Raw genomic sequence first — 23259 nt, 5'->3', positions numbered from 1 at the left:
GTATTTATAGACTTAGTTTGTAATCAGAACGTCGTCGATGTGGTGAATTTTTTCACCTTTATAGAAGATGCTCACACCCGAAACATTGGAATTGCCCAGCGATTTATATTCGACAACTTTGTCTGTTTCAACTTGCAGCGAAACTTCGCTGGAGTTTTCAAGAAGCAACTCCAATCGCAAGTCAAAGGACTTATCCTGCATCGCAGTCATCACCAGTTTAGGGGTAATGCCCGTGTGTGCAACGGTTACGGTACCGGAGGCGCGGAAAGAAGCTGCGCCAGGCATGCGGTCGATCTGTGCGGTCCAGTTTTTGGTTTTAATGGTCATAGTGTGTAACTCCTGTAATTAAGTTTGATTGCGTCCTGCACGATCAAAGTAACTAGGTGGAGTTGTTTTTGGAAGAAGGTTCTTAGTTGTATTTGTAAGTTTGAGTGTTTAATAAATTTGTTGTTTGGGTAACTAAGTTCCGAAGGTTTCGAGGAGGCCGATCAGGGGGGCTTGTCAGTCTCAAGGGTGTACTGCGGTTTGCGCTGGAGCGCTGAAAATGGGTGCTACATGAAGCGCGCACGCCTGAAAACGAGGGATTCGGTTACGCATTGAGCAGGCAAAAAGCCAATTCATGTAGTATAACTACAAGCTTGCTACATCCCCGGCGCCTGCCAATAACAAAGAGTCCAGCCCCTTGAATCTGCTGCAACACATCGCCCAGTCACGCCACCTGTTACGCAAGTCGGAGCTGAAGGTCGCCGACCACGTGCTGCTTGATCCAGCGGCGGTGATGCACAGCTCCATGGCCGACCTGGCCCACAGCGTGGGCATCAGCGAACCGACCATCGTGCGGTTCTGCCGCGCCATCGGTTGTTCCGGGTTTCAGGATCTGAAATTGAAACTGGCACAGAGCCTCGCGGCGGGTGCGAGCTTTGGCCAGTTTGCGATCCATGAAGACGATTCGGTCGCCGACTACAGCCTGAAAATCTTCGACACCACCCTGCACACCCTGATGGAGGTTCGCGAGAAGCTCGATCCGGTGGAGTTGCAGCGGGCGGTGTCGCTGATGTCCCAGGCTCAGCGTGTCGAGTTTTATGGCTTTGGTGCCTCGGGTGCCGTGGCGGCGGATGCCCAGCACAAATTCTTCCGCTTGCTGCTGACGGCCGCGGCGTATTCCGATCCCCACATGCAGGCGATGTCGGCGGTAACGCTGAAGCCAACCGACGTGGCGATCTGCATTTCGCAGTCCGGGCGCTCCAAGGACTTGTTGATCACGGCCAACCTGGTGCGCGAAAGCGGCGCGTCGCTGATCACCTTGTGCCCGAGCCAGACGCCGTTGGCTGAGCTGTCGACTGTCAACCTCGCGATCGATGTGCACGAAGACACTGAAATCTATACGCCCCTGACCTCGCGCATCGCCCACCTGGTGGTGATCGACGTGTTGGCGATGGGCGTGGCCATGGCGCGCGGGCCGAGCCTGGTCAACCACCTCAAGAGCGTCAAGCGCAGCCTGCGCAGCTTGCGGCTGTCACCCAAGTCGGTGAAAGCGCTCGACGATTGATTCAAGATGACACGGGCTCTGTGGCGAGGGAGCTTGCTCCCGCTCGGCTGCGCAGCAGTCGTAAATGAGCCAGTGCGACGGGTCGAACGTTGCTGTGAATGATTTTGGGGCCGCTTCGCAGCCCAGTGGGAGCAAGCTCCCTCGCCACAGCGCTCGCCGCCAGTCTGTGAGCTTCATCATTTTGTAACCCGCTCGCCGCCAAACCGTCATCCCTCGCGCCCATCCTGTAACTCCCGTACTCGCCTTGGGAGACTCGAAATGGCCCAGCCCTACGAAGAACGCAACAGCGCCGTCAAAACCCGTCGTCAGCAAGAAGACCAGCGCCGCATGGAATTTCGCCGCGCCATCGAAGATCGCTGCGAACGCCGCCAGCTGCTGGCCGAGATCGGGGATTTTCCCGACCTGGAACTCAATTACTGGCAGGCAGCGCCCGCAACTTCCCGTCGAAACGCTCAACCAGGGCGCTGATCTGCACCCGCTCGCTGCGGATAAACGCAAGGAATGCGTGGGCCACCGGCGACAGCCGCTTGGCCTTGGCCTGCACCAGGCACCAGCTGCGAAACAGCGGCAGTTCTTCGACCGGTAGCTCGATCAACCCACCGGTCGCCAATTCAAGGTTCAGGGCGTGGCGCGTCAACAGCGCAACGCCCAGACCCGCCAACACACATTCACGCTGCGCTTCGGCCGATGCGACCTCCTGGGTCTGGTTGAAGTGCACACGTTTTTCCTTGAAATACTCTTCGCACGCCAGTCGGGTTCCCGAACCGGGTTCGCGCAGCAACAGCGTGTAGGGTTCGAGATCCTGCAAGCGCAGCGGCCCCATGTGGCACAGCGGATGGTCCGGTGGCGCGACGGCCACGATCGGGTTGTTGAGGAATGGCAGAAACTCCAGCCCCATGTCCTGCGGGACCATGGACATGATGACCAGGTCGTCACGGTTGTCGGAAAGGCGCCGAATCACCTGCCCACGGTTAACCACGGTCAGTTGCAGGTTTACCTCGGGATGCTGGCGTTTGAACGCGGCAAACAGGTGCGGCACGAAATACTTGGCGCTGGATTCCACCGCCAGTTTCAACTGGCCCTGCAATGATCCCTGCATGTCCGAGAGCTGCATGTCGAGGTTTTCCAGGCGCCCGAAAATGTCCCGGCTGGCACGTTGAAGGGCTTCGGCGGCCTCCGTCATGTAGAGTTTTTTGCCGACGTAATCGAACAGTGGCTGACCAATCAGCTCCTCAAGTTGACGAATCTGCAGGCTCACGGCAGGTTGCGTGAGCGACATTTCGTCCGCTGCGCGGCTGTAGGATCGCAAATCACAGACTTCATTGAAAATCTGCAATTGACGCAATGTCATACGCATCAATGACTTACGCATTTTCTACACGCTCTCGCCCCAGGCTGATGGGTCAACTATAAGTCTTTGCTTATGCCTAACCCAATAATTAATCATTTTTGTTAATCCCTTGCGAGGGCTAGTGTGGGGCTGCGACTAAATCGAAACATTTAGTCACGCGTCGACCTGGTCTAGCAGGTCGTGGGTATCACCGGCTCAAGGGAAACTCCAAGTGATAACAAAGATCCTGATCGCCAACCGTGGTGAGATTGCCGTACGAATCGTGCGCGCCTGCGCCGAGATGGGCATTCGCTCGGTCGCGGTCTATTCCGACGCCGACCGCCATGCCTTGCACGTGAAGCGTGCGGATGAAGCCCACAGCATCGGTGCCGATCCGCTGGCCGGTTACCTGAACCCGCGCAAGCTGGTGAACCTGGCCGTGGAAACCGGTTGCGATGCGTTGCACCCTGGCTACGGTTTTCTCTCGGAGAACGCCGAGCTGGCGGACATTTGTGCAGAGCGCGGTATCAAATTCATTGGTCCATCGGCTGAAGTGATTCGCCGCATGGGCGACAAGACCGAAGCGCGCCGCAGCATGATCAAGGCCGGCGTGCCAGTCACTCCGGGCACCGAAGGCAACGTCGCGGACATCGCCGAAGCCCTGACCGAAGGCGACCGCATCGGTTACCCCGTGATGCTAAAGGCCACTTCCGGTGGTGGCGGCCGCGGCATCCGTCGCTGCAACAGCCGCGAAGAACTCGAACAGGCTTTCCCCCGCGTGATCTCCGAAGCCACCAAGGCGTTCGGTTCGGCGGAAGTGTTCCTGGAAAAATGCATCGTCAATCCGAAACACATCGAAGCGCAGATCCTCGGCGACAGCTTTGGCAACGTGGTGCACCTGTTCGAGCGTGACTGCTCGATCCAGCGCCGTAACCAGAAGCTCATCGAAATCGCCCCGAGCCCGCAACTGACCCCGGAACAGCGCGCCTACATCGGCGACCTGTCGGTGCGTGCGGCCAAGGCAGTGGGTTACGAGAACGCCGGCACCGTGGAGTTCCTGCTCGCCGAGGGCGAGGTGTACTTCATGGAGATGAACACCCGGGTGCAGGTGGAACACACTATCACCGAAGAAATCACCGGCATCGACATCGTGCGTGAGCAGATCCGCATCGCGTCCAACCTGCCGCTTTCGGTGAAACAGGAAGACATTCAGCACCGCGGTTTCGCGCTGCAATTCCGGATCAACGCCGAAGACCCGAAAAACAACTTCCTGCCGAGCTTCGGCAAGATCACCCGTTACTACGCGCCCGGCGGCCCCGGTGTGCGCACTGACACGGCGATCTACACCGGCTACACCATCCCGCCGTTCTACGACTCCATGTGCCTGAAGCTGGTGGTGTGGGCGTTGACCTGGGAAGAAGCGATGGACCGTGGCTTGCGCGCCCTCGACGACATGCGTCTGCAAGGGGTCAAGACCACTGCCGCGTACTACCAGGAAATCCTGCGCAACCCGGAATTCCGCAGCGGCCAGTTCAATACCAGCTTCGTTGAAAGCCACCCTGAACTGACCAACTACTCGATCAAGCGCAAACCCGAAGAGCTGGCCCTGGCCATCGCCGCCGCCATCGCCGCCCACGCAGGCCTGTGAGGAATATTCCAATGACCAAGAAAATCCACGTTACCGACACAATCCTGCGCGACGCCCACCAATCGCTGCTCGCCACCCGCATGCGCACCGAAGACATGCTGCCGATCTGCGACAAGCTCGACAAAGTCGGCTACTGGTCGCTGGAATGCTGGGGCGGCGCAACCTTCGACGCCTGCGTACGCTTTCTGAAAGAAGACCCGTGGGAGCGTCTGCGCCAACTGCGCGCGGCGTTGCCTAATACGCGTCTGCAAATGCTCCTGCGTGGCCAGAACCTGCTGGGCTATCGCCACTACAGTGACGATGTGGTCAAGGCGTTCGTGGCCAAGGCTGCGGTCAATGGTATCGACGTGTTCCGTATTTTCGATGCGATGAACGACGTGCGTAACCTGCGCGTGGCCATCGAAGCGGTGAAGGCCGCCGGTAAACACGCCCAGGGCACCATCGCCTACACCACCAGCCCGGTGCACACCATCGACGCGTTCGTGGCCCAGGCCAAGCAAATGGAAGCGATGGGTTGCGACTCGGTCGCGATCAAGGACATGGCTGGCTTGCTGACTCCGTATGCCACGGGCGAACTGGTCAAGGCATTGAAGTCCGAGCAGTCGCTGCCGGTCTTCATCCATTCCCACGACACTGCGGGTCTGGCCACGATGTGCCAACTCAAGGCGATCGAAAACGGCGCTGATCACATCGACACCGCGATCTCCAGCTTCGCTTCTGGCACCAGCCACCCTGGCACTGAGTCGATGGTTGCCGCCTTGAAAGGCACCGAGTTCGACACCGGCCTGAATCTGGAACTGCTGCAAGAGATCGGTCTGTACTTCTACGCCGTGCGCAAGAAGTACCACCAGTTCGAAAGTGAATTCACCGCCGTCGACACCCGCGTGCAAGTCAACCAGGTGCCGGGCGGGATGATTTCCAACCTGGCCAATCAGCTGAAAGAGCAGGGCGCGCTGAACCGCATGGGCGAAGTGCTCGCTGAAATCCCGCGCGTTCGTGAAGACCTCGGCTTCCCGCCGCTGGTGACCCCGACCTCGCAGATCGTCGGCACCCAGGCGTTCTTCAACGTGCTGGCCGGTGAGCGCTACAAGACCATCACCAACGAAGTGAAGCTCTACCTGCAAGGCGGCTATGGGAAGGCGCCGGGCATCGTGAATGAAAAACTGCGTCGCCAGGCCATCGGTAGCGAAGAAGTGATCGACGTTCGTCCTGCCGACCTGCTCAAGCCGGAAATGGCCAAGCTGCGTGCCGAAATCGGCGCCGTGGCCAAGTCTGAAGAAGACGTGCTGACCTACGCCATGTTCCCGGACATCGGTCGAAAATTCCTCGAAGAACGCGCTGCAGGCACGCTCACCCCGGAAGTGCTGTTGCCGATTCCCGAAGCGGGCGGCGTGGCCTCGGCCGGCGGCGAAGGCGTACCGACCGAGTTCGTCATCGACGTCCACGGCGAAACCTACCGCGTCGACATCACCGGTGTCGGCGTCAAGGCTGAGGGCAAGCGTCACTTCTACCTGTCCATCGACGGCATGCCGGAAGAAGTGGTCTTCGAGCCGCTCAACGAATTCGTTAGCGGCGGCAGCAGCAAGCGCAAGCAAGCCACTGCACCGGGCCACGTCAGCACCACCATGCCAGGCAACATCGTCGACGTGCTGGTCAAGGAAGGTGACACCGTCAAAGCCGGACAGGCTGTGTTGATCACCGAAGCCATGAAGATGGAAACCGAAGTCCAGGCGGCCATCGCCGGCAAGATCACCGCCATCCACGTAGCCAAGGGCGACCGGGTGAACCCGGGCGAAATCCTGATCGAGATCGAAGGCTGAGTTAACAGCCTCGATATACCGCTTTAAACCTCGGGGGGGCATGTGCTCCCCTTTTTTTTTCGCCCGGTGTTTGTGAGGGTTAGAAAGTCATTTGCCATTGGCCGGTGATACCGTGGTTTCGGGTGTCGTTACCCATTTCACCCGTAACGCCCACGCCAAGTGTATTGCGTGCAGAAAGCCTGAGGTCTATGCCCGCGTCGACCATCAGTTTGTTCCGATCCAGCGGCGCACTGTATACGCTGTAGTCGTTGCCCCCGCTGACAAGGCGTTGCCGGGTTTCGGTGTAGACCTTGCCATACGTGTGTTTCCAGCCAGCGCTCAAGCGCGGCGTCAGTTGCATACCGTTATGCAACGTATTGAGCTTGGCCAGACGCAGGCCGAATGTGCTGTTGACGTTTTCCTCGGATTGATCGTGGACTTTCAGGGAAGCATCGCCGCCTTTTTCCGCAAAACTGTCGCGCTGGTAACGTTGGTATCCAAGAGTGGCGAACGGTTCGATGCTGACGTTGGCGCGGCCAAAGTTGTAACCCACCTCCGCGAAGGCTTGTTGGGTGTTGGCATCGTAACGACCTTTGGGGCGATCCTTGAAGCCATAAAACTCCACCCTGCGCGCACTGCTTCCGTCGTGGCTGTTATGTGTCGCTCCCAAACGCAGGGACATCGGTCCGTTCTGGCGCAGGGCGTAAGCCCCTAGGTGCCAGCTGTCCAGATCGCCGTCGAGTTCGTTGCTCTTCTGGCGGGTACGGGATTGCCCCCCCATTACGCCCAAACGCCACTGCTCATTGATTTGCCAGTCGGTGCCCAATACCAATCCTTGGGTGGAATGCTGCAACGGGTCATAGTCGCGATCCAGTTTTCCGCTGTGTCCCAACGCCTGTAGCCAGACTCGGCCATTGGTTTCGGTGCCAGCGGCGAGGCGAGGTGCCCTGTTCTGATTGTGAGAAAATCTGGCGTTGTCCAGCTGACGCATAGCCGAGAGCAGAGTGGCCGTTATCGGACCGTCACTGTTCAAGGTCGCCTTGGCGAGGTTGGCGTTGCTGTCGCCGGCCAGAATTTCGAGGGCGTAGGCGGCGGTGGCCCTATCGGAGCCGAGCAGGGCGGTGATGGCGGAATTTGTCGTGCTGGATGGTTGCTCTCTGGTTGGGCTGGCAGCCGGTTCTTCTATGCTGTCGGCAAAGCGTTCAGCGTTTCCGCTCGGCGCAATGCTGCCGAAAGACACCCCATTGCGCGCATAAGTCAGGACGACAGTTTTCTCGTCGTCGTAATTTAATGCCGGCGTCATGAAAACCAGGTTGTCTTGAATGTCTCCGAAACGGCCCACGACTTTGCCTGCCTCAATGAGTGTGTATTGGCTGCTTTGCGGAAATTCACCCGCTGCGACGATTTTCAGGGTCGCATCGTCAAGGCTGGCAATGCCATCGACTTTGATCGTTTCACCACGGCCATCAGGGTTGACCTCATAGGCCAGTACGGCAGTGCTGGTAAGGCTCATATCACCCTTGACCGTTGGGGCGCCCACCAAACGATTGACTATAAGCTGGCCATTCACGTTCAGCGAACCGACGATTCCGTTGCCACTGAATGTACCCATTTCTTCCACGAAGACGTTGCCGCCAATCGAGTGGTTATTGATCAACGTGCCTTGGGTGATTGCTCCGCCAATGATGTGTCCATTATTGATGAGCGTTGCCTCGGGACGGATCAGCGTGCCGATGTCGAAAGCGCCAGCACCACTGACAGTCCAATGACCCTGTTTGACTTCCAGCGCCTTGAAGTTCCGGGTTTCAGTCACAGAGCCACCTTTGGCTGCATTGAGTTGCAGGACGTTGTCGCCCGCACCCCCATTCACTGGCTTCTTGAAAACCCCTTTAGTCAGTACCGAGACCAAATCATTGCGCTCGTCCAGGTTCAGGTCGCTCCATTCAGATACTTTCCTGATCGAGGACGGGTGAGTGTCGGTAGCGCTCATGAAAGCGTCGAGGGTGGCAATCAGTTCTTTCGGTGTTTCTACCGGTGTCGCAAATGCAGCGGCAATGCTGTCGTCGGCAATCGAAAACTCAGCGCAACCCAAGGCGAGCGCTATGGCCAAGGCGAGATGTTTTGGTCGGTATTTGTGTTGAACGGGCATTGATTTTGGCCTCTGTTGACAGGAGACCAAACTCTAAAAGGGAGGGTACAGGCGCCGATGTCGGCTGCTTCCGGTAGCTATTGCGGGCGGCGTCGGATGATTGAACGGAAAAAGAACAGTCGAATGGGAGTGGCTGTATTTATCGTTTTTGCTGAGGCGCTTTTTCTTACAGAGATTCGCAGTGAATGTCCGAGAGCTCATGCAGGAGGCCGGCTTGCCGGCGATGGCGTCCGTGAGATCACCATTGCCAGCAAGCGGGCTCCTGCAAGGTTGGATAGCTGCAACCCCTCCCTAGCTACGACTCAAATACGCCTTCCCGTAATGCCGTTCCATCCGCGCCTGAATCAGCTCCAAGCCAATCGACATCACCCAGTAAATTACCGCCGCCGTCGTCAGCATTTCGATGTAGCGATAGCTCGAGCGCCCATACGATTGCGCCAGGAACATCACTTCCCAAACGCCCATTACCGAGATCAGTGACGAGTCTTTGAGCATCGAGATGAATTGGTTGGTAGTCGGCGGGATGATGGTGCGCATGGCTTGTGGCAGGGTAACGCGCCAGAAGATCACGGTTTCGCGCATGCCCAGCGCCAGTGAGGCTTCGCGTTGGCCATGGGGTACGCCGAGGATGCCGGCGCGGAAGATTTCGCTCAGGTAGGCGCCGTAGTTCAGTGACAGGGCGATGATGCCGGCGGCGACGGCGCCCGGCACAATGCCGAGTTGCGGCAGACCCAGATAGATCAACAGGATCTGGATCAGCAAAGGGGTGCCGCGAAAGAACGAGGCGTAAAAACTCGCAATCCCGAAGGCCACAGCACTTTTCGACAGCCGTGCAATGGCAGTGATGAAGCCCAGCAGCGACGACGCGAGGATCGAGCACAGGCACAAAAACAGTGTCAGCGCCGCGCCCTGCAGAAAACCGTTCGGCGCCAAGTGCAGGCCGATCAGGTTGGGCAGTTTGTCGAGGATGATCGAGAACTTCAGGTCGAAGCTCAGGAAGAAGCTGGCGAACAGACCCAGCATTGCCGCCCAGGTCAGGTACAGCCGCGTGCGAAAACCGAAGATCCGTTGCAGCCGAGACTCAGCCGCCGGTTGTGGCGGCTGAGGTGGGTTGGGAAAGGAAGTCATTTGCTGATGTCGGCGCCGATCCATTTTTGCGAGAGCTTGCTCAGGGTGCCGTCCTGTCTCAGTTGCGCGAAGACGTCACGCACCTTGGCGTCCCATTGTGCGTCGCCTTTTTCGATGGCCACCGAGTTTGGCTCCGAGTACAGCGGTTCGCCGGCGAGCTTGAAGCGTTTGTCTTCGGTCAGTCGCGGCTGCGCGGTAACCAGGTTGGTAAGGACCGCATCCAGTCGTACGCCGGCACCCAGCCCCAAGTCCTGGAACGCCACGTTGTCGGTGTCATACGGGGCGATTTGCACATTCTCGAATGGGTACTGCAATTGCGTGTCTTCGGCGCCTTCGATCACCAGGTTTTTGTTCAGGTAGCTTTCATAGCTGGAAGCGCTGGTGAGGCCGACTTTCTTGCCGCTCAAATCCTTGGCACTGTGGATGCTGTCGTCCTTGGCGTTGACCACGATCACCGCAGGTGAGGCGTAATACTCGACCGGGAAGTCGAAGACTTCGGCGCGGGCCTTGCTCGGGGTCATGGAGCAGATGCAAATGTCGTAGCGGCCGCTCCAGCGGCCGGCGGCAATCACGTCCCAGGATGGCGTTTCGAGGCGCAGTTTGACCCCGAGTTTGTTCGCCACGGCTTTGGCCACATCAACGTCGAAGCCGTCGAGTTGGTTCTGGTCATTGAGGAACGAGAAGGGTGGATAGCTTTCCATCAGCACGCCGACCAGTTCTTTCTTTTGCTCGATGCGGTCCAGCGTGGCGCCACCGAAGGCTTGGGTTGAGGCAGTCAGAATCGTCAGGCCCAAGGCCAGGAGTGGTTGAAGTTTCACAGTCGATCCCTGATAAAAATGGGTTGTTATTCACCGAATGGTGCGTATTAAATAGTTATAAGTACGGCTCCGGTAGTGAGTTATTTTCATAAGCATATGAGTGAAAAGCATATGGGCGCAAAAAGCACGGTGATTCTGGATGGCGGCATGGGACGTGAGTTGCAGCGTCGAGGTGCGCCATTCAGGCAGCCCGAATGGTCGGCGCTGGCCTTGAGCGAAGCGCCGCAGGCCGTGGAGGCGGTGCACGCGGCTTATATCGAAAGCGGTGCGAACGTGATCACCAGCAACAGTTACGCGGTGGTGCCGTTTCACATTGGTGAAGAGCGATTTGCTGCTGAGGGGCAGGCGCTTGCAGCGCTGGCCGGAGAGCTGGCACGGCGCGCGGTTGATGCCTCGGGCAAACCGGTCCGCGTGGCGGGTTCACTGCCGCCGCTGTTTGGCTCTTACCGCCCAGACCTGTTCGACGCCAGTCGGGTAGCTGAACTGCTGACGCCGCTGGTAAAGGGCCTGGCGCCCCATGTTGATGTGTGGCTGGCGGAAACCCAGGGTTCGATCGTTGAAGCGCGAGCGATTCACGCCGGTCTGCCCAAAGACGGCAAGCCGTTCTGGCTGTCGTTTACCCTGAAGGATGAAGACACGGACGAAGTCCCGCGTTTACGCTCCGGTGAGCCTGTGGCTGAAGCAGCTGCGGTGGCTGCCGAGCTGGGCGTCGAGACGTTGCTGTTCAACTGCAGCCAGCCGGAAGTGATCGGTGCGGCGATTGATGCCGCGCGGGAAACCTTCGAGCGTTTGGGGGTGAAGATTCACATCGGCGCGTATGCCAATGCCTTCCCGCCGCAACCGAAAGAGGCGACCGCCAATGATGGTCTGGACCCGTTGCGTGAGGACCTTGATCCGCCGGGTTATCTGCATTGGGCGGCCGATTGGCAGAAGCGCGGCGCCAGCCATTTGGGCGGGTGCTGCGGGATTGGGCCGGAGCATATTGCGGTGTTGGCCCAGAAATTAGTGTGAAGCCAATCGTCGAACGCCGCCCGGAGCTGGCTCCGGCGGCCTTTCGACGAAGGCGTTCGTCCAGACGCCGCTGATCTACCCGCGACACTCAGCCAGCGTTTTCACCTGTCCCGACTCCGACTGATTCTCATCGCTCAACCAGCGCTCAAACCCCGCGCCAATCGCCGGCCATTCCGAATCCAGAATCGAATACCAGGCCGTATCCCGGTTCTGCCCCTTCACCACCATGTGCTGACGGAACACCCCTTCAAAACTGAACCCCAACCGCTCCGCCGCGTACTTGGAGCGGGCGTTGCCGTTGTTGCATTTCCACTCCAGGCGCCGGTAACCCAGGGCAAAGGATTCCTTGGCCAGCAGATAAACCGCTTCGGTACTTTTCGGCGAGCGCTGCATCGGCGCGCCGAAGGTCACGTGGCCGATCTCGATGCGGCCCTGAGACGGAACGATCGACATCAGACTGAGAATGCCTTGCACGTCGCCGCTGGCCCGGTCGATCACAGTGAAGAAATACGGGTCGCTGTTGGCTGCGTGGTTGTTCAGCCAGTCGTTGAAAGCGCTGCGCTCCGGGAATGGACCGTAAGGCAGGTAATCCCACAGTTTTGGGTCGGAGCCGGGGCCTTGCAGGGCTTTCCACAAGCCGTCGGCGTGACGCGCCGGGTCGAGTTTTTCCAGACGGATGAAACGACCTTCGATGGTTTTAACGGACGGTGCCGGGACACCTTTCCAGTCCGCGAGTGAAGTCGACATGCTGTTCTCCTTGAACCTTAAATGGCTTTGCGAAACTGGATGTAACCGGGGCGTTCGGCGATACGCTCGTAGAGCTGGATCGCGGTGGCGTTGGTTTCGTGGGTCAGCCAGTGCACTTTGCAGCAACCGTCCGCTTCGGCGGTGGCGTAGACGAATTCGATCAGCTTGCGGCCAACGCCAGTGCCGCGGGTTTCGGGCGTCACCAGCAAGTCTTGCAGGTAGCAGGAGTTTTCGATGCTCCAGTTCGAGCGATGGTAGATGAAGTTCACCATGCCGACCGCTTTGCCGTCGACCCACGCCAACGCTGAATGAGTCGGTTCATTCGAGTCGAGCATGCGTTGCCAGGTGCTTTGGGTGACGGCCTCGGGCAGTTCGGTGTTGTAGAAGCGCAGGTAGGCTTGCCACAGAGGCAGCCACGCAGCGTGATCGTCAGCGGTGACCTGGCGGATTTCAATCTGACTCATGTTCAATCCTTATCGCATCAAGTGGGCAAGGGCCTGGTCGTGCACATCGGGGCTGGCGGCGAGCCCTTCGCGCACACCGGCGATGTCTGTGGTGCTGCGGTTCTGGCTGAGTTTGCGTTTGCCTTCCAGGCGCTGGATCGGCAGGGCAAACCCGACGATGGCCTTGAGCATGCCGTCGATGTAATCGGCGGGTGCATCGGTGACTGCCCATGGTTGGGCGCGACCGGTTTCATGGCGATCGGTCAACGCACTGACCAGGTTGAGCAGACGGTCGGCGTCGGTGAAAACCTCTGCGGTGCCGTACGCGTGTACGGCGACGTAGTTCCAGGTCGGCACGACTTTGCCGTGCTCGGCTTTGCTCGGATAAAAACCGGGGCTGACATACGCGTCGGCGCCGGCAAAGATCACCAGGGCCTCGGCGCCATTGTGGAGTTCTTTCCACTGTGGATTGGCCCGGGCGAAGTGGCCGTAGAGGGTGCCGTTCGGACCTTGGTCCGGGCGGAACAGCAGGGGCAGATGACTGGCTTGCAGGCCTTGCTCGCCGTGGGTAACGACCAGGGCGAGGCGGGTGCCGAGTATCTGCTGCTGCAGATCGTCCAGATCTTTGATGGCAAAGCCGCTGGGGTTGTACATGGAAAAACTCCTTGGCGAATGCCTTCATCCTAGGCAGGCTATTGGTCTGTTGTAAGAGCCATTAATGACGAATTTCATAGGTCCATTGTCATGACGGATGCGCCGCTTTCCTTGTCGTTCAACCCTGCGGGTATCGAACTTGATCGCCGTCAGGGCCTGAGTCGTCAGCTCTACCAAGCGTTGCGCTTGCGTGTGCTTGACGGGCGATTGGCCAGCGGCACGCGATTGCCGGCCAGCCGCGATCTGGCGGCAGCACTGGCGATTTCCCGCAACAGCGTGGTGCGGGCTTACGATCAGCTCTATGCCGAAGGGTTTATCGAAGGGCGCGTCGGTGACGGAACCTATGTCGCGCAATTACCGCAATCCGTACTCCCGGCAAAAAAACTATCCACAAAAGTATCCACAGGGTTTTCCACAGGGTTATCAACAGTCTTATCCACAAATTGGCTGGATTTACCTGTGGTTTCATCCAGTAAAGTTATCCACAGTGGGGCGCTGGGGCGCGTTGACAAGAACCATTTGGCCCTGCCGCCGAGTGGTCCGCCTCGCGCATTTCGGGTGGGTGTTCCGGCATTCGATCTGTTTCCTTTCGAGGTCTGGGCCAAGCTGAATGCGGCTTTCTGGCGTAAACCGGATTTGCAGCAGTTGTGTTATGGCGATCCAGCAGGCGATGCACGATTGCGCGGCATGATCGCGGCGTACTTGCGCAGTTCGCGAGGAATGCAGTGTTCGGCTGAGCAAATAGTGATCACCAGCGGTGCACAGCAGGGGATTAGCCTTTGTGCACAGCTGCTGGTGGAGCCGGGCGACGGGGTGGCGATTGAAAATCCGGGGTATCGGGCGGCGGGTCATGCGTTCGCGGTGGCCGGTGCGAAATTGCATGGGGTGGCGGTGGACAGTGAGGGCATCGACTGTACTGAATTGGCCCGGCTTAGCGATTGTCGGCTGGCCTACGTCACGCCTTCGCATCAATACCCGACCGGGGTGGTGATGAGCCTGGCGCGACGCCTTGAATTGCTCGCTTGGGCAGAGCGCAACCAGGGCTGGATCGTCGAGGACGACTACGATGGCGAATACCGTTACAGCGGCGCCCCCCTGGCGCCGTTGGCGGCACTCGATCGACAGGGCCGGGTCTTGTACGTCGGGACCTTTGGCAAAGTCGCGTTCCCGGCGTTGCGCCTGGGTTACCTGGTGTTGCCGCCCGCACTGGTGCAGGCGTTTTCTCAACGGCGAGCGGTGGACGTTCGGCATTCCGAAGTCAGCACCCAAGCGGTGATGGCCGAGTTCATGGCCGCCGGGCATTTCCAGCGGCACATCCGCCGTATGCGCCGTGCGGCCCTGAGCCGACGCAATACGTTGTTGGCCGGCTGGCCGCAGAACATCCCGGGCATCGGCAGCCTGCCGAGTGTTGCGGCAGGGTTGCATATGACGGTGCCTGTCGATTCACAGGCCCGCGAGTACGAACTGGTGGAAAAAGCCGCCAGCGTCGATGTCGAGATCAACCCGCTGAGCAGCTATTGGCTGTCGGATTCGCAGCAACCGGTGGACCAGCGTGCCGGGCTGGTCCTGGGTTTCGCGGCCGTGCCCGAGGCGGCCATCAGTACCGCACTCGGGCGACTGGAAAAGGTCTGGCGCCGTTAAGCGGTGACGGTTCAACGACGCAAGACTTACGATTTTGACGCCGATGGCGGCACCTTTGCGAAGAACAGTGTTGTTGCCAGTTGTGGACTGATTTCGCTGCGATAGATCGAGATCGCATGGAGATCGTCATTCGCACTGCGAGCTTCGAACGCGCCGCCCAGCAGCCGTTGCTGCACGGTTTTCAGATGCGCCGCGGTGAAAGTTTGTGCAGGCGATGCGGGCTCTGAATAGTGAAAGTGGGCATACCACAGAACATTTTTGCTGGTGTGGTCACGAATTTCGTATTCCTCGAGGTAGTCTTTTTTACGGTTTTTGAGCAACCGCCGGCCGGGGTTCTTGACGATGTCGACCTGACCTTCGCTTTGCAGCCACTGAACACGCTCTGCCGTAGGCGGCTGCAGCTTGGTCATGCTGATTCGCGTTGTGCGTCCCTGGCTGTAGAGCCGGATTGCTGCGTCATTGAGTTGTTTGGCCAGTGTGACGGCCGATCCCGGACCGCCATCGATGGCGTTGCTGGAAATCAGCGCTTCGTCGATGGCCTTGGCGACCTCCTGCAATCGATGGGCCTGCTGATGGAACATTTCCTCGATTTCCACGGGAATTCGCCGCGGCCCTTTTGAATGGGCGTCCGTTCGGCGAATGAACGTCTCCAGCCCGTCCAGCAATGCCTGACCCTGAACAATGCTTGCATCCAAATCCGGTGGGATAACGACGGAAGGAACCGCTTTCGCGGCGACTCTTTCAACCCATACCCCTGGGGTTTTCTCATGAAACGTCGAAATGACTTTGCCCGTCAGCGTCGACGTAACGTCGATCAGTTCTGATCCGTCCGCCGCAGAGTCGGCGCGGAGTTGGCCGACCACCGTGCCGTTGTAACGAGTCTTGATGATGCGCTTGGCGGGAACGACCGGCAGGCGGGAAGGGCCCGGTTGCGGCTCAAGCGCCTGTCGCTCGCGCAACAGGCTCGCCAGGTGCTTCACCGTGTTTTTTTGAAACGCGTCGATACGTTGGCGCATCAGGTCGAGCGGTGATTGCAGGAACTGACCGGGAAACTCGCCAGGCAGATCGATGATGCGCTGATCGGTGATCGCGAGTTGCTCCACCAGATCACTGAGCCCTTCGATTCGCTCCGGCAAACGCAACACATCGTCGTCGCCGGCCAGATCCAGTGAAGCCTGAATGGCGAGCGCTGCGTTTTCGACTACGGTCTCCAGCGCCGGGCGTGCTTCGTGTGTGGCTGCAACAGAAGTATCGAGGCACAACTCCTGGCCCAGTGTGATCTGGAACAGTTTGAGGTCCTGTAAATCGAACGGCGGCATGTTGGACTTGACGTCACGGATCACTTCCACGGCTTCTTTGCCGAGCAGGTTCAGTTGCTCGAAGCGTGATTGCGCGAATTCGATTTTCTCGATGTAACCGGCGGTCAGATCACTCGTGAGTTGATAGGTCTGTCGGGCGGTCTGCGTGTCTTCCGTTCGCTGTGTGTCGAGCAGATCGAGGGAGAGACGCATCTGATTGTCGAAAACAGGGCGCTGGTGGTTGAACCATTTTTCCAGCAGCGATAACTGGAAATCCAGGCGGCTGATCATCGCTTTTCGGTAATTGGGAATGGCTTCGCGAGCATTGAACGCTTTCATCTGTTCAATGTTGGCGCTGATGAATGACATCTGCGCGTCGAGCATTTCAAGGTACAGGCGACGATGGTTGTCGGTTGCCGTAGGCGCCTGCGCTTTTTTTTCGGCTTCCTTGAGTTCTGTTTCCCGACTTTTGGTCTGGCCCTCGAACGCGATCATTTGCTGTTTCAGTTCAGCCAGGCGCTCCTTGTTTTGCTGTTCCAGCCGTTGCCTCTCCTTGCCCCCGCCCCTCAGTCTCAGCCGCGTATCGATAAACCATTCGCCTTTGGCGTTCTTGACCAACAACGGCCCGCCGCGCGTGGGGGACAGGCGTGAGTCAGTGATCTGCACGTCGTGATTGTCGTTGAGCGTGACTTCGAACCATCGTTGGCCGACCTTCGCATACCATTTTCCGTTAAGTGAGCTGAGATGTTGGTGAGGGCCGGGCGCGCTGGAGGCGACGGCCATTCCCTTGGGTTCGGCGATCTCCAGTTCATCCAGCAAGGTGCCCAACGCGACAGGCGGCAGCGTAGCGACGGCGTGCAAAGACGTTTCATGGGTATGAGGCAGTTGATCGAGGTCGGGCAGGCGAGTGACCGTGATTTTGTGCGCTGGCTTGATTGGCGGCGTGACCGGCGGCTCGACTTTCTCGATCAGGCGCGTGACGGGTTTATGGCGAGAGGCCGCTCGATGGGCCAGCACCATGCCGAGCGTCAACAGCAAATCGGTCAGGGCGGACCAGGCGGATTCGCTGTCTTCGTTCTCTTTGGCCTCCGTGATTGCCTGCAAGTCGTCCATGATCTGCCAGATCCACCCGGCAACCCCGGCAGTGCGACCAAGAAAGGGCAGGGCGACGTTGAACAGCATCCATGCGCCATGCTTGAGCGTCGCCCAGCGGGCTTGCGCGTTGGACACCGATTGCCGGTCAGCCAGGGTCATCATGGCATTGGCGTTGGCTTTGAACAGGGGCGCCAGTGAAACGTCATCAAGGGCTGCCGCACTGAGCGACACCGCGCCCATCTTGCCCAGCGCTGACGTGGGATCGACCAGCAACTGGGTCAGGGTCCAGACCGAAGGCAATTCACCGCAAAACACATACTGGGAATAGTTGAAGCGCACGTCGTCGGCCAGCCACGCCAGAACCGATTGGCGAAGGGACTTTTCGTGCTTGATCGCATACAGCAGATTGGCCTCGTTCGGGTACTGCGTCAGCGAGGGGACGAGCAATGGCCGGTAGAGCAGACAGGGTCCCTGATCAGCGGACTTCGGACCGATGACGAACATGTTGGCGACTTCGTCGACCTTGCTGTCGGAGCGATTGCCGGCGATGAAGGCCAACGGGCGAATGACAATCTCCTGTCCGTTCACTCGGCGCTCGGCCGCGTTTTGCTGCAGGGCCGCGTTGACGTACTGGTAGCCTCGTTCATCGATACCGGCTTCGCCGCGCATCTTGTGTTGCAGCGCCTGCAAGGGCAACTGGGTGCGTAAATGACGCGTATAGAGCGCTTGTCGGCGCACTGTTTCTTGCGAGTCATCAAGCAGCTTGCGCTTGATCAGTGCCGGGTAAACCGCGCCGATATCCACCTGGGTGACGAGGTTCTCCAGGTAGGCGGGCGTCATCCAGACGGGCACCGGGTCGCCGTTTTTGTACTGCACCGTCTTGTTACCCAGCGGAACGGCAATCAGGTTTTGCAACGCCAGTTCGATCAGCGACAGCGTGACGGTCTGCGTTTTGCCGGGTATCACGACAGCGCCCAGGACAACGACGCTGGTGATGCTGATTTGCACGTCCTCAAGGTTCAGGCTCGCAGCCGCTGGATGATCTTTGATCATCTGTTCTCGCAAGGTTTGCAGGGCAAATTCGGGCAGTGCGGCGATGCCTTCGTCGAAGGTTTTTCCAGCGTCCTGCTCCCGCAACTGCGCCAGGTCCATCAGGTGTCGGCTGTAACGGGTCAGGTCCGCTGACAATGCGTTGTTCAACCAGCCTGTCAGTAACCCCTGAACCTTGTTGAAGCGTGACGAGGGCAGGGCTTCAAATTCCGTGAAGCTTTTTGCTGCCGCGCTGATCTGCGGTGAAAGACTCGCGGGTGCAGCGTTCTGAAAGGAGTTGAAGGCACCGATGGCTTCGGCTTCGAGTGCGATCAGCGCACATGCCTGGTGATGAAAGAAATTGCCTTCGGGTTCGTACAGACGCCATTGCAGCGTCTGCCCGGTACTTGACGACCCAGGATGGGCAAACAATGCGGCACCCAGCGCCGCAACAGAGTCGTAGTGCTTGAAGCCTTCGGCAATCGAGTGCGTCAGGACCAGGGTTCGGGTATCCAGTGTGCCCACGAAAACAGCGATATCCAGAACCCGCAGATGTTCGGTCACCGCGTTTGCTGTGCATTCTGTGTCGATCAGGCAGGCCTTGGTCAGGTACTTGTCGTGTTGGCGCCGTGTGGCCCGATCGGGATGAGTGAACACGGCACGGGCCATGGCTTTTTGGTCGGCATCCCAGTCCGTGGCCTCATCGAGGTTCCAGATGTCCTGCAGCGCTTGCGAGAGCTGATGCCAGCGCGGGGTCGAAGCGCTTGTCTCCTGATTCCAGTAATCAAGTTGCTGTTGCTGGTAGGCAATGAACAGCTGCGAAGCGAGCGTATTGATCAGCGATCCGATGGCCGTAATGTTTACCGGCAGTTGAGCCGGCGGGTCAACGCCCGGTTGCAGGGTCAGGAAATGTTCACCGTCGATGAGTGTCACCGTCGAACCCGACAACCCGATCCGCACCAACACATCGGTAAGCGATTCATACAGATTACTGCCGGACACGACATCGCCGCCGGTCTCGACCCAGGTCGGAGTGACGACCGTGGCGAGCGTCGGGTCAATCTTCAACGGCGGATAAAGCGCGTTGAGTGCAGGCCCCAATGCAGTCGCTGCAACCTCTCTGATCGAGGGACCGGTGACCAGTTGGGTCAGTATGTTATCTGCACTCGGGGAAGCGGTGTCGGGCATGGTCGTCTCCTGATTGAGGATGCGCCGCTGTTGATTGCGCAGCGCTGATCAGGTGACGGTATCGGGCGACCTCACAGGCCTGGCGGTACATAAATATCGCAGGCAAAAAAAGACCCGCATCACGGCGGGTCTTCGGTTTTCAAGGGGTTTCAGGTCCCTGACTTGATTTTGGTCCAGGCTCGCGTGCGCGCACGTTCGGCATCACGCGGCAGCGGTTGCAGGGTGTAAAGCGTGCCCATCGCCGCTTCGGTCGGGTACAGGTTCGGGTTGTTGCGGATCGCCGGGTCGACCATTTCCGTGGCGTCCTTGTTCGGGTTCGGGTAACCGACGAAGTCGCTGACCGGCGCAATCACCTGCGGTTGCAGCAGGTAGTTGATGAAGGTGTAGGCGTCCTCGGTATTCTTCGCGCCCTTCGGAATCGCGAGCATGTCGAACCAGATCGGCGCGCCTTCTTTTGGCAAGCGCATGTCGACGATGACCCCGTTCTTGGCCTCTTTGGCGCGGTTGGCGGCCTGGGAGAAGCTGCCGGAATAACCGACCGCGACGCAGATGTCACCGTTGGCGATGTCGGCCATGTACTTGGAGGAGTGGAAGTAAGTGACATACGGGCGGATTTTCATCAGCAGCGCTTCAGCCTTTGCGTAGTCCGCCGGCTTCTTGCTGTTGGGGTCCAGGCCGAGGTGTTGCAGGGCCAGCGGCAGGATCTCCGACGGCGAGTCGAGCAGGGCGACGCCGCACTGCTTGAGCTTGCTGATGTTTTCTTCCTTGAAGATCAGGTCCCAACTGTCCACCGGCGCGTCGGCGCCCAGCGCGGCTTTGACTTTGTCCGGGTTGAAGCCGATCAGGATGGTGCCGTACATGTACGGCACGGCGAATTTGTTGCCCGGGTCGTTGGCTTCGATCAGCTTCATCAGCTTGGGATCGAGGTGGTTCCAGTTCGGCAGCTTGCTGCGGTCCAGCGGCTGGAAAACGCCGGCCTCGATCTGCTTGGCGAGGAACACGTTGGACGGCACCACCACGTCGTAACCGGAGTTGCCGGTCAGCAGTTTGGCTTCCAGCGCTTCGTTAGTGTCGAAGATGTCGTAGACCAGTTTGGTCTGGGTGTTCTGCGCCTTGAAGTCTTCCAGCGCTTTGGGGGTGATGTAGTCGAACCAGTTGTAGACGCGCAACGTTCGCTCTTCGGCGTGAGCGGCCCCGCTGAGCACCGTGGCGCACAGGGCGGGGACGATAAGACGCTTGAGTCTGTTCATTATTGTTGTTTCCTCATTGAGCGCTTTCAAAACCTTCAAGAACGTTCACGGCGTTGATGCCGATTTCTTCGACCGCGTAACCGCCTTCCATCACGAACAGCGTCGGCACGCCGAGCTTCGCAATACGCTCGCCCATCGCCAGGTAATCCGGGCTGTCGAGCTTGAACTGGGAAATCGGATCGTCCTTGAACGTATCGACGCCCAGGGACACGACAACGATGTCGGCGCCGTATTGTTCGATCTCTTTGCAGGCGTGTTCCAGTGCCGCGCTCCAAATGTCCCAACCGCTGCCGGCGGGCAAAGGGTAGTTGAAGTTGAAGCCTTCACCCGCGCCTTCGCCCAGCTCGTCTTCATAACCGAGGAAGAACGGGAATTCGGCTTCCGGATGGCCGTGGATCGAGGTGAAGAGCACGTCGCTGCGTTCGTAGAAAATCGATTGCGTGCCGTTGCCGTGGTGGTAGTCGACGTCGAGGATCGCGACTTTCTTGTGGCCCTGATCGAGGAAAGCCTGAGCGGCGATAGCGGCGTTATTGAGGTAGCAATAACCCCCCATCAAGTCGCTGGCGGCGTGGTGTCCCGGTGGACGGCACAACGCGAAAGCACTGCGTGCGCCGCGCTGGATTTCTGCCTGGGCGGTGAGCGCCACTTGCGCTGCGCTGTACGCCGCTTGCCAGGTGCCGGCAGTGATCGGGGCGCCGCCGTCGAAGCTGTAATAGCCAAGCTGGCCGTGCAGGCTGGTGGGCTTGATGGCGCGCAAGGTACGGGCCGGCCAGGTGTAGGGCAGCAAGTCGCCGTCGGTGTTGAACTCGGTCCAACGGGCCCAGGCGCCTTTGAAGAAGTCGAGGTAGTCGCGGCTGTGGATGCGCGCGATCGGGTCGAGGCCGAAATCCTTCGGCGCTTCGACGGGGCCCAGGTTCTGGTTTTTCACCCGTGCCAGTACGTGGTCGGCACGCGAAGGCATTTCGAAGCAGGGCTTGAGTTGCCCGTCTATCAATTCACAACGGCCGTGGTGCAGGTGGTGATCGTCCGAGTAGATCGTCAGCATTTCTTGTTCTCCGCAGGCTGAATCGGTTGGCTACAGTCTTGCGGCGGAAGGCGATTCGGAGAACGGCAGGAAAGGCCAAAAGGGGATTTATATGGCCAAAAAATCTGACCGAAATTCGCCCCTTTTTAATGCGCCAGGCCCTGGCGTGGCGCATGGAATGCAGACTCTGTGGGAGCGGGCTTGCCCGCGAAGGCGGCATTACAGCCGAGTCAGATGCACTGGCCTCTTCGCTGGCAAGCCAGCGCCTACAAGGGGCGGTGCTGCGGGCGGAACTGGCTCGGCGCTACTCCGCTCCAGCGCACAAAGGCATGGCGAAAACTCGCGGTCTCGCTGAAGCCCAGGGCCTCGGCGATCTGATAGATCGGCAACTGATCCTCGCACAGCAACAGCTTGGCCTGTTCGAAGCGCAATTCATCGAGCAGTTCCTGGTAGCTGCAGCCTAGGTCCTTGAGGTGCCGACGCAGGGTTCGCGCCGAACAATTCATCTGCTCGGCCAGGCCCTCCAACCCAGGCGCGGCATTCAGTTGCGCGCTGAGCAGTTGCCGAATTCGCCCCAGCCACGCCTGGCGCCCGGTGAACTCGACGTTCTGCTTGCGGCAGCGTTCGGCCATGGCTTGATGGGTAATCACATCGGACAACGGCAAGGGCTGGTCGAGCCAGTGCTTGTCGAAGGCGAAGGCGTTGTCCCGTGCTTCAAAATGCAGCGGGCAGTTGAAGTGTTCGGCGTAGGTCGCTTCGTAGTCGGGCGCGGCGTGTTCGAAGCGAGCAGCGAGCAGTGGCAGCGGATGACCGAGTAGGTCGTCGCAGATGACCTTGAGCGAAACCAGGCAGAACTCGGCGTTGAACACGGCCATCGCCGGGCTCTCACGATAATCGGCCGCGACGAACCAGACACGCTTGCCATCCTCCTCCAGGCTCAGTTCGAAAAGTGTTCCCAGCAACGCCGGATATCGCATCGCAAGGCGCAAAGCGTCACCGAAGGTGGCACTGGTCAGCAGTGCATAGCCGAGTATGCCGTAGCAGGACACGTGCATCCGCCGACCCAGTTCCAGGCCGATGTCACGCTTGAGTGCGACAGCGTTGGCGCAGACTTGCATCTCTTGATTGGTGGTGATGCGTGTGTCGGCGCGGTTCAGATCCGCCGCACTGATGCCGCTGCCGGCCAATAGCGCCTCACTGGACAAGCCTTCGGCCTTGAAGGTGTTGAGGATCAGCGAGACGGCGTTGAGGGTGGTGAGATGGGAGTGGAGCATGGGATGTTCCATTCTTGAGTTGCTGGAATGGGAGCAAGTTGTGTGCCTGATCGATAGGGTTTCGACAGGTCCGGCGAAACCATTGGTAACAGAAGTAGTATCCCGTTAACGCCTCCAATGCCTGCAAGGCCCCTACCTTGGTCATGACTGTCACGCCCATGCGTTGGCTGTCTTTACGACATTT

Annotated in this window: 18 protein-coding genes; 6 read left to right on the top strand and 12 right to left on the bottom strand. The window is 59.1% G+C overall.

The genetic code is table 11. The features are described from left to right. Nucleotides 1–12: 12 nt before the first annotated feature. The gene (locus tag ACM1ZW_RS08635) at nucleotides 13–327 is read right to left on the bottom strand and encodes a hypothetical protein (protein ID WP_414884805.1); all 315 of its coding nucleotides are present in this window, start codon (nucleotides 325–327) and stop codon (nucleotides 13–15) included. Between the two features lie 355 nt (nucleotides 328–682). Between ACM1ZW_RS08635 and hexR the strand changes: the two genes are divergently transcribed. Then, the gene (gene hexR, locus ACM1ZW_RS08630) at nucleotides 683–1549 is read left to right on the top strand and encodes a transcriptional regulator HexR (protein ID WP_008027445.1); all 867 of its coding nucleotides are present in this window, start codon (nucleotides 683–685) and stop codon (nucleotides 1547–1549) included. Nucleotides 1550–1807: 258 nt separating this feature from the next. Beyond that, complete coding sequence (locus ACM1ZW_RS08625) at nucleotides 1808–2017, top strand: PA3496 family putative envelope integrity protein (protein WP_017341588.1); 210 nt, start codon at nucleotides 1808–1810, stop codon at nucleotides 2015–2017. On the opposite strand, the gene ACM1ZW_RS08620 is transcribed toward ACM1ZW_RS08625, so the two are convergent. Next, complete coding sequence (locus ACM1ZW_RS08620; RefSeq protein WP_017341587.1) at nucleotides 1959–2921, bottom strand: LysR family transcriptional regulator; 963 nt, start codon at nucleotides 2919–2921, stop codon at nucleotides 1959–1961. The two genes, ACM1ZW_RS08625 and ACM1ZW_RS08620, sit on opposite strands and share 59 nt — an antisense overlap. 190 nt (nucleotides 2922–3111) lie before the next feature. Here ACM1ZW_RS08620 and ACM1ZW_RS08615 point away from each other — a divergent pair, with 190 nt between their 5' ends. Then, nucleotides 3112–4527: an acetyl-CoA carboxylase biotin carboxylase subunit gene (locus ACM1ZW_RS08615; protein WP_017341586.1), complete on the top strand. Its 1416-nt coding sequence runs from the start codon at nucleotides 3112–3114 to the stop codon at nucleotides 4525–4527. Nucleotides 4528–4538: 11 nt separating this feature from the next. Beyond that, complete coding sequence (gene oadA, locus ACM1ZW_RS08610) at nucleotides 4539–6347, top strand: sodium-extruding oxaloacetate decarboxylase subunit alpha (protein WP_017341585.1); 1809 nt, start codon at nucleotides 4539–4541, stop codon at nucleotides 6345–6347. Nucleotides 6348–6426: 79 nt separating this feature from the next. On the opposite strand, the gene ACM1ZW_RS08605 is transcribed toward oadA, so the two are convergent. The 3 genes from ACM1ZW_RS08605 to ACM1ZW_RS08595 form a co-directional block, all read right to left on the bottom strand. Further along, nucleotides 6427–8475 carry an autotransporter outer membrane beta-barrel domain-containing protein gene (locus ACM1ZW_RS08605; RefSeq protein ID WP_017341584.1) on the bottom strand — a complete coding sequence of 683 codons (2049 nt, stop codon included), beginning with the start codon at nucleotides 8473–8475 and terminating at the stop codon, nucleotides 6427–6429. 291 nt (nucleotides 8476–8766) lie between these two features. Next, the gene (locus tag ACM1ZW_RS08600; RefSeq protein ID WP_017341583.1) at nucleotides 8767–9603 is read right to left on the bottom strand and encodes an amino acid ABC transporter permease; all 837 of its coding nucleotides are present in this window, start codon (nucleotides 9601–9603) and stop codon (nucleotides 8767–8769) included. Then, on the bottom strand, nucleotides 9600–10421 hold the full coding sequence (locus ACM1ZW_RS08595; protein ID WP_017341582.1) for an ABC transporter substrate-binding protein: 822 nt from the start codon (nucleotides 10419–10421) through the stop codon (nucleotides 9600–9602). The genes ACM1ZW_RS08600 and ACM1ZW_RS08595 overlap by 4 nt, the downstream gene beginning before the upstream one ends. Nucleotides 10422–10532: 111 nt before the next feature. Between ACM1ZW_RS08595 and ACM1ZW_RS08590 the strand changes: the two genes are divergently transcribed. Continuing rightward, a complete protein-coding gene (locus tag ACM1ZW_RS08590; protein ID WP_017341581.1) occupies nucleotides 10533–11432 on the top strand; it encodes a homocysteine S-methyltransferase family protein in 900 nt (299 codons plus the stop codon). Nucleotides 11433–11507: 75 nt separating this feature from the next. On the opposite strand, the gene ACM1ZW_RS08585 is transcribed toward ACM1ZW_RS08590, so the two are convergent. The 3 genes from ACM1ZW_RS08585 to ACM1ZW_RS08575 are packed head-to-tail and all read right to left on the bottom strand — an operon-like array spanning nucleotide 11508 to nucleotide 13276. Further along, nucleotides 11508–12179, bottom strand: a complete 672-nt coding sequence (locus ACM1ZW_RS08585; protein ID WP_414880353.1) for a GNAT family N-acetyltransferase — start codon at nucleotides 12177–12179, stop codon at nucleotides 11508–11510. Nucleotides 12180–12196: 17 nt separating this feature from the next. Then, nucleotides 12197–12643 (bottom strand): GNAT family N-acetyltransferase, encoded by a 447-nt coding sequence (locus ACM1ZW_RS08580; protein ID WP_416740413.1) that lies wholly within the window; start codon nucleotides 12641–12643, stop codon nucleotides 12197–12199. 9 nt (nucleotides 12644–12652) lie between these two features. Beyond that, complete coding sequence (locus tag ACM1ZW_RS08575) at nucleotides 12653–13276, bottom strand: FMN-binding negative transcriptional regulator (RefSeq protein ID WP_414880355.1); 624 nt, start codon at nucleotides 13274–13276, stop codon at nucleotides 12653–12655. A gap of 90 nt (nucleotides 13277–13366) precedes the next feature. On the opposite strand from ACM1ZW_RS08575, the gene ACM1ZW_RS08570 reads away from it, so the two are divergent. Continuing rightward, nucleotides 13367–14917 (top strand): PLP-dependent aminotransferase family protein, encoded by a 1551-nt coding sequence (locus ACM1ZW_RS08570; protein WP_414880356.1) that lies wholly within the window; start codon nucleotides 13367–13369, stop codon nucleotides 14915–14917. Between the two features lie 26 nt (nucleotides 14918–14943). On the opposite strand, the gene ACM1ZW_RS08565 is transcribed toward ACM1ZW_RS08570, so the two are convergent. The 4 genes from ACM1ZW_RS08565 to ACM1ZW_RS08550 all read right to left on the bottom strand — a co-directional run bounded on the left by ACM1ZW_RS08565 (nucleotide 14944) and on the right by ACM1ZW_RS08550 (nucleotide 23075). After that, nucleotides 14944–19527: a hypothetical protein gene (locus ACM1ZW_RS08565; protein ID WP_416740412.1), complete on the bottom strand. Its 4584-nt coding sequence runs from the start codon at nucleotides 19525–19527 to the stop codon at nucleotides 14944–14946. 149 nt (nucleotides 19528–19676) lie between these two features. Continuing rightward, nucleotides 19677–20777, bottom strand: a complete 1101-nt coding sequence (locus tag ACM1ZW_RS08560; protein WP_017341575.1) for a polyamine ABC transporter substrate-binding protein — start codon at nucleotides 20775–20777, stop codon at nucleotides 19677–19679. Between the two features lie 13 nt (nucleotides 20778–20790). After that, on the bottom strand, nucleotides 20791–21822 hold the full coding sequence (locus tag ACM1ZW_RS08555; RefSeq protein WP_416740411.1) for a histone deacetylase family protein: 1032 nt from the start codon (nucleotides 21820–21822) through the stop codon (nucleotides 20791–20793). A 245-nt stretch (nucleotides 21823–22067) separates the two neighbouring features. Continuing rightward, complete coding sequence (locus ACM1ZW_RS08550; protein WP_017341573.1) at nucleotides 22068–23075, bottom strand: AraC family transcriptional regulator; 1008 nt, start codon at nucleotides 23073–23075, stop codon at nucleotides 22068–22070. Nucleotides 23076–23259 lie beyond the last annotated feature (184 nt).

The sequence above is a fragment of the Pseudomonas sp. NFX71 genome, from assembly GCF_048079215.1.
Lineage (GTDB): Bacteria > Pseudomonadota > Gammaproteobacteria > Pseudomonadales > Pseudomonadaceae > Aquipseudomonas > Aquipseudomonas fluorescens_B.
This window is presented reverse-complemented; position numbering and strand designations above follow the sequence as displayed.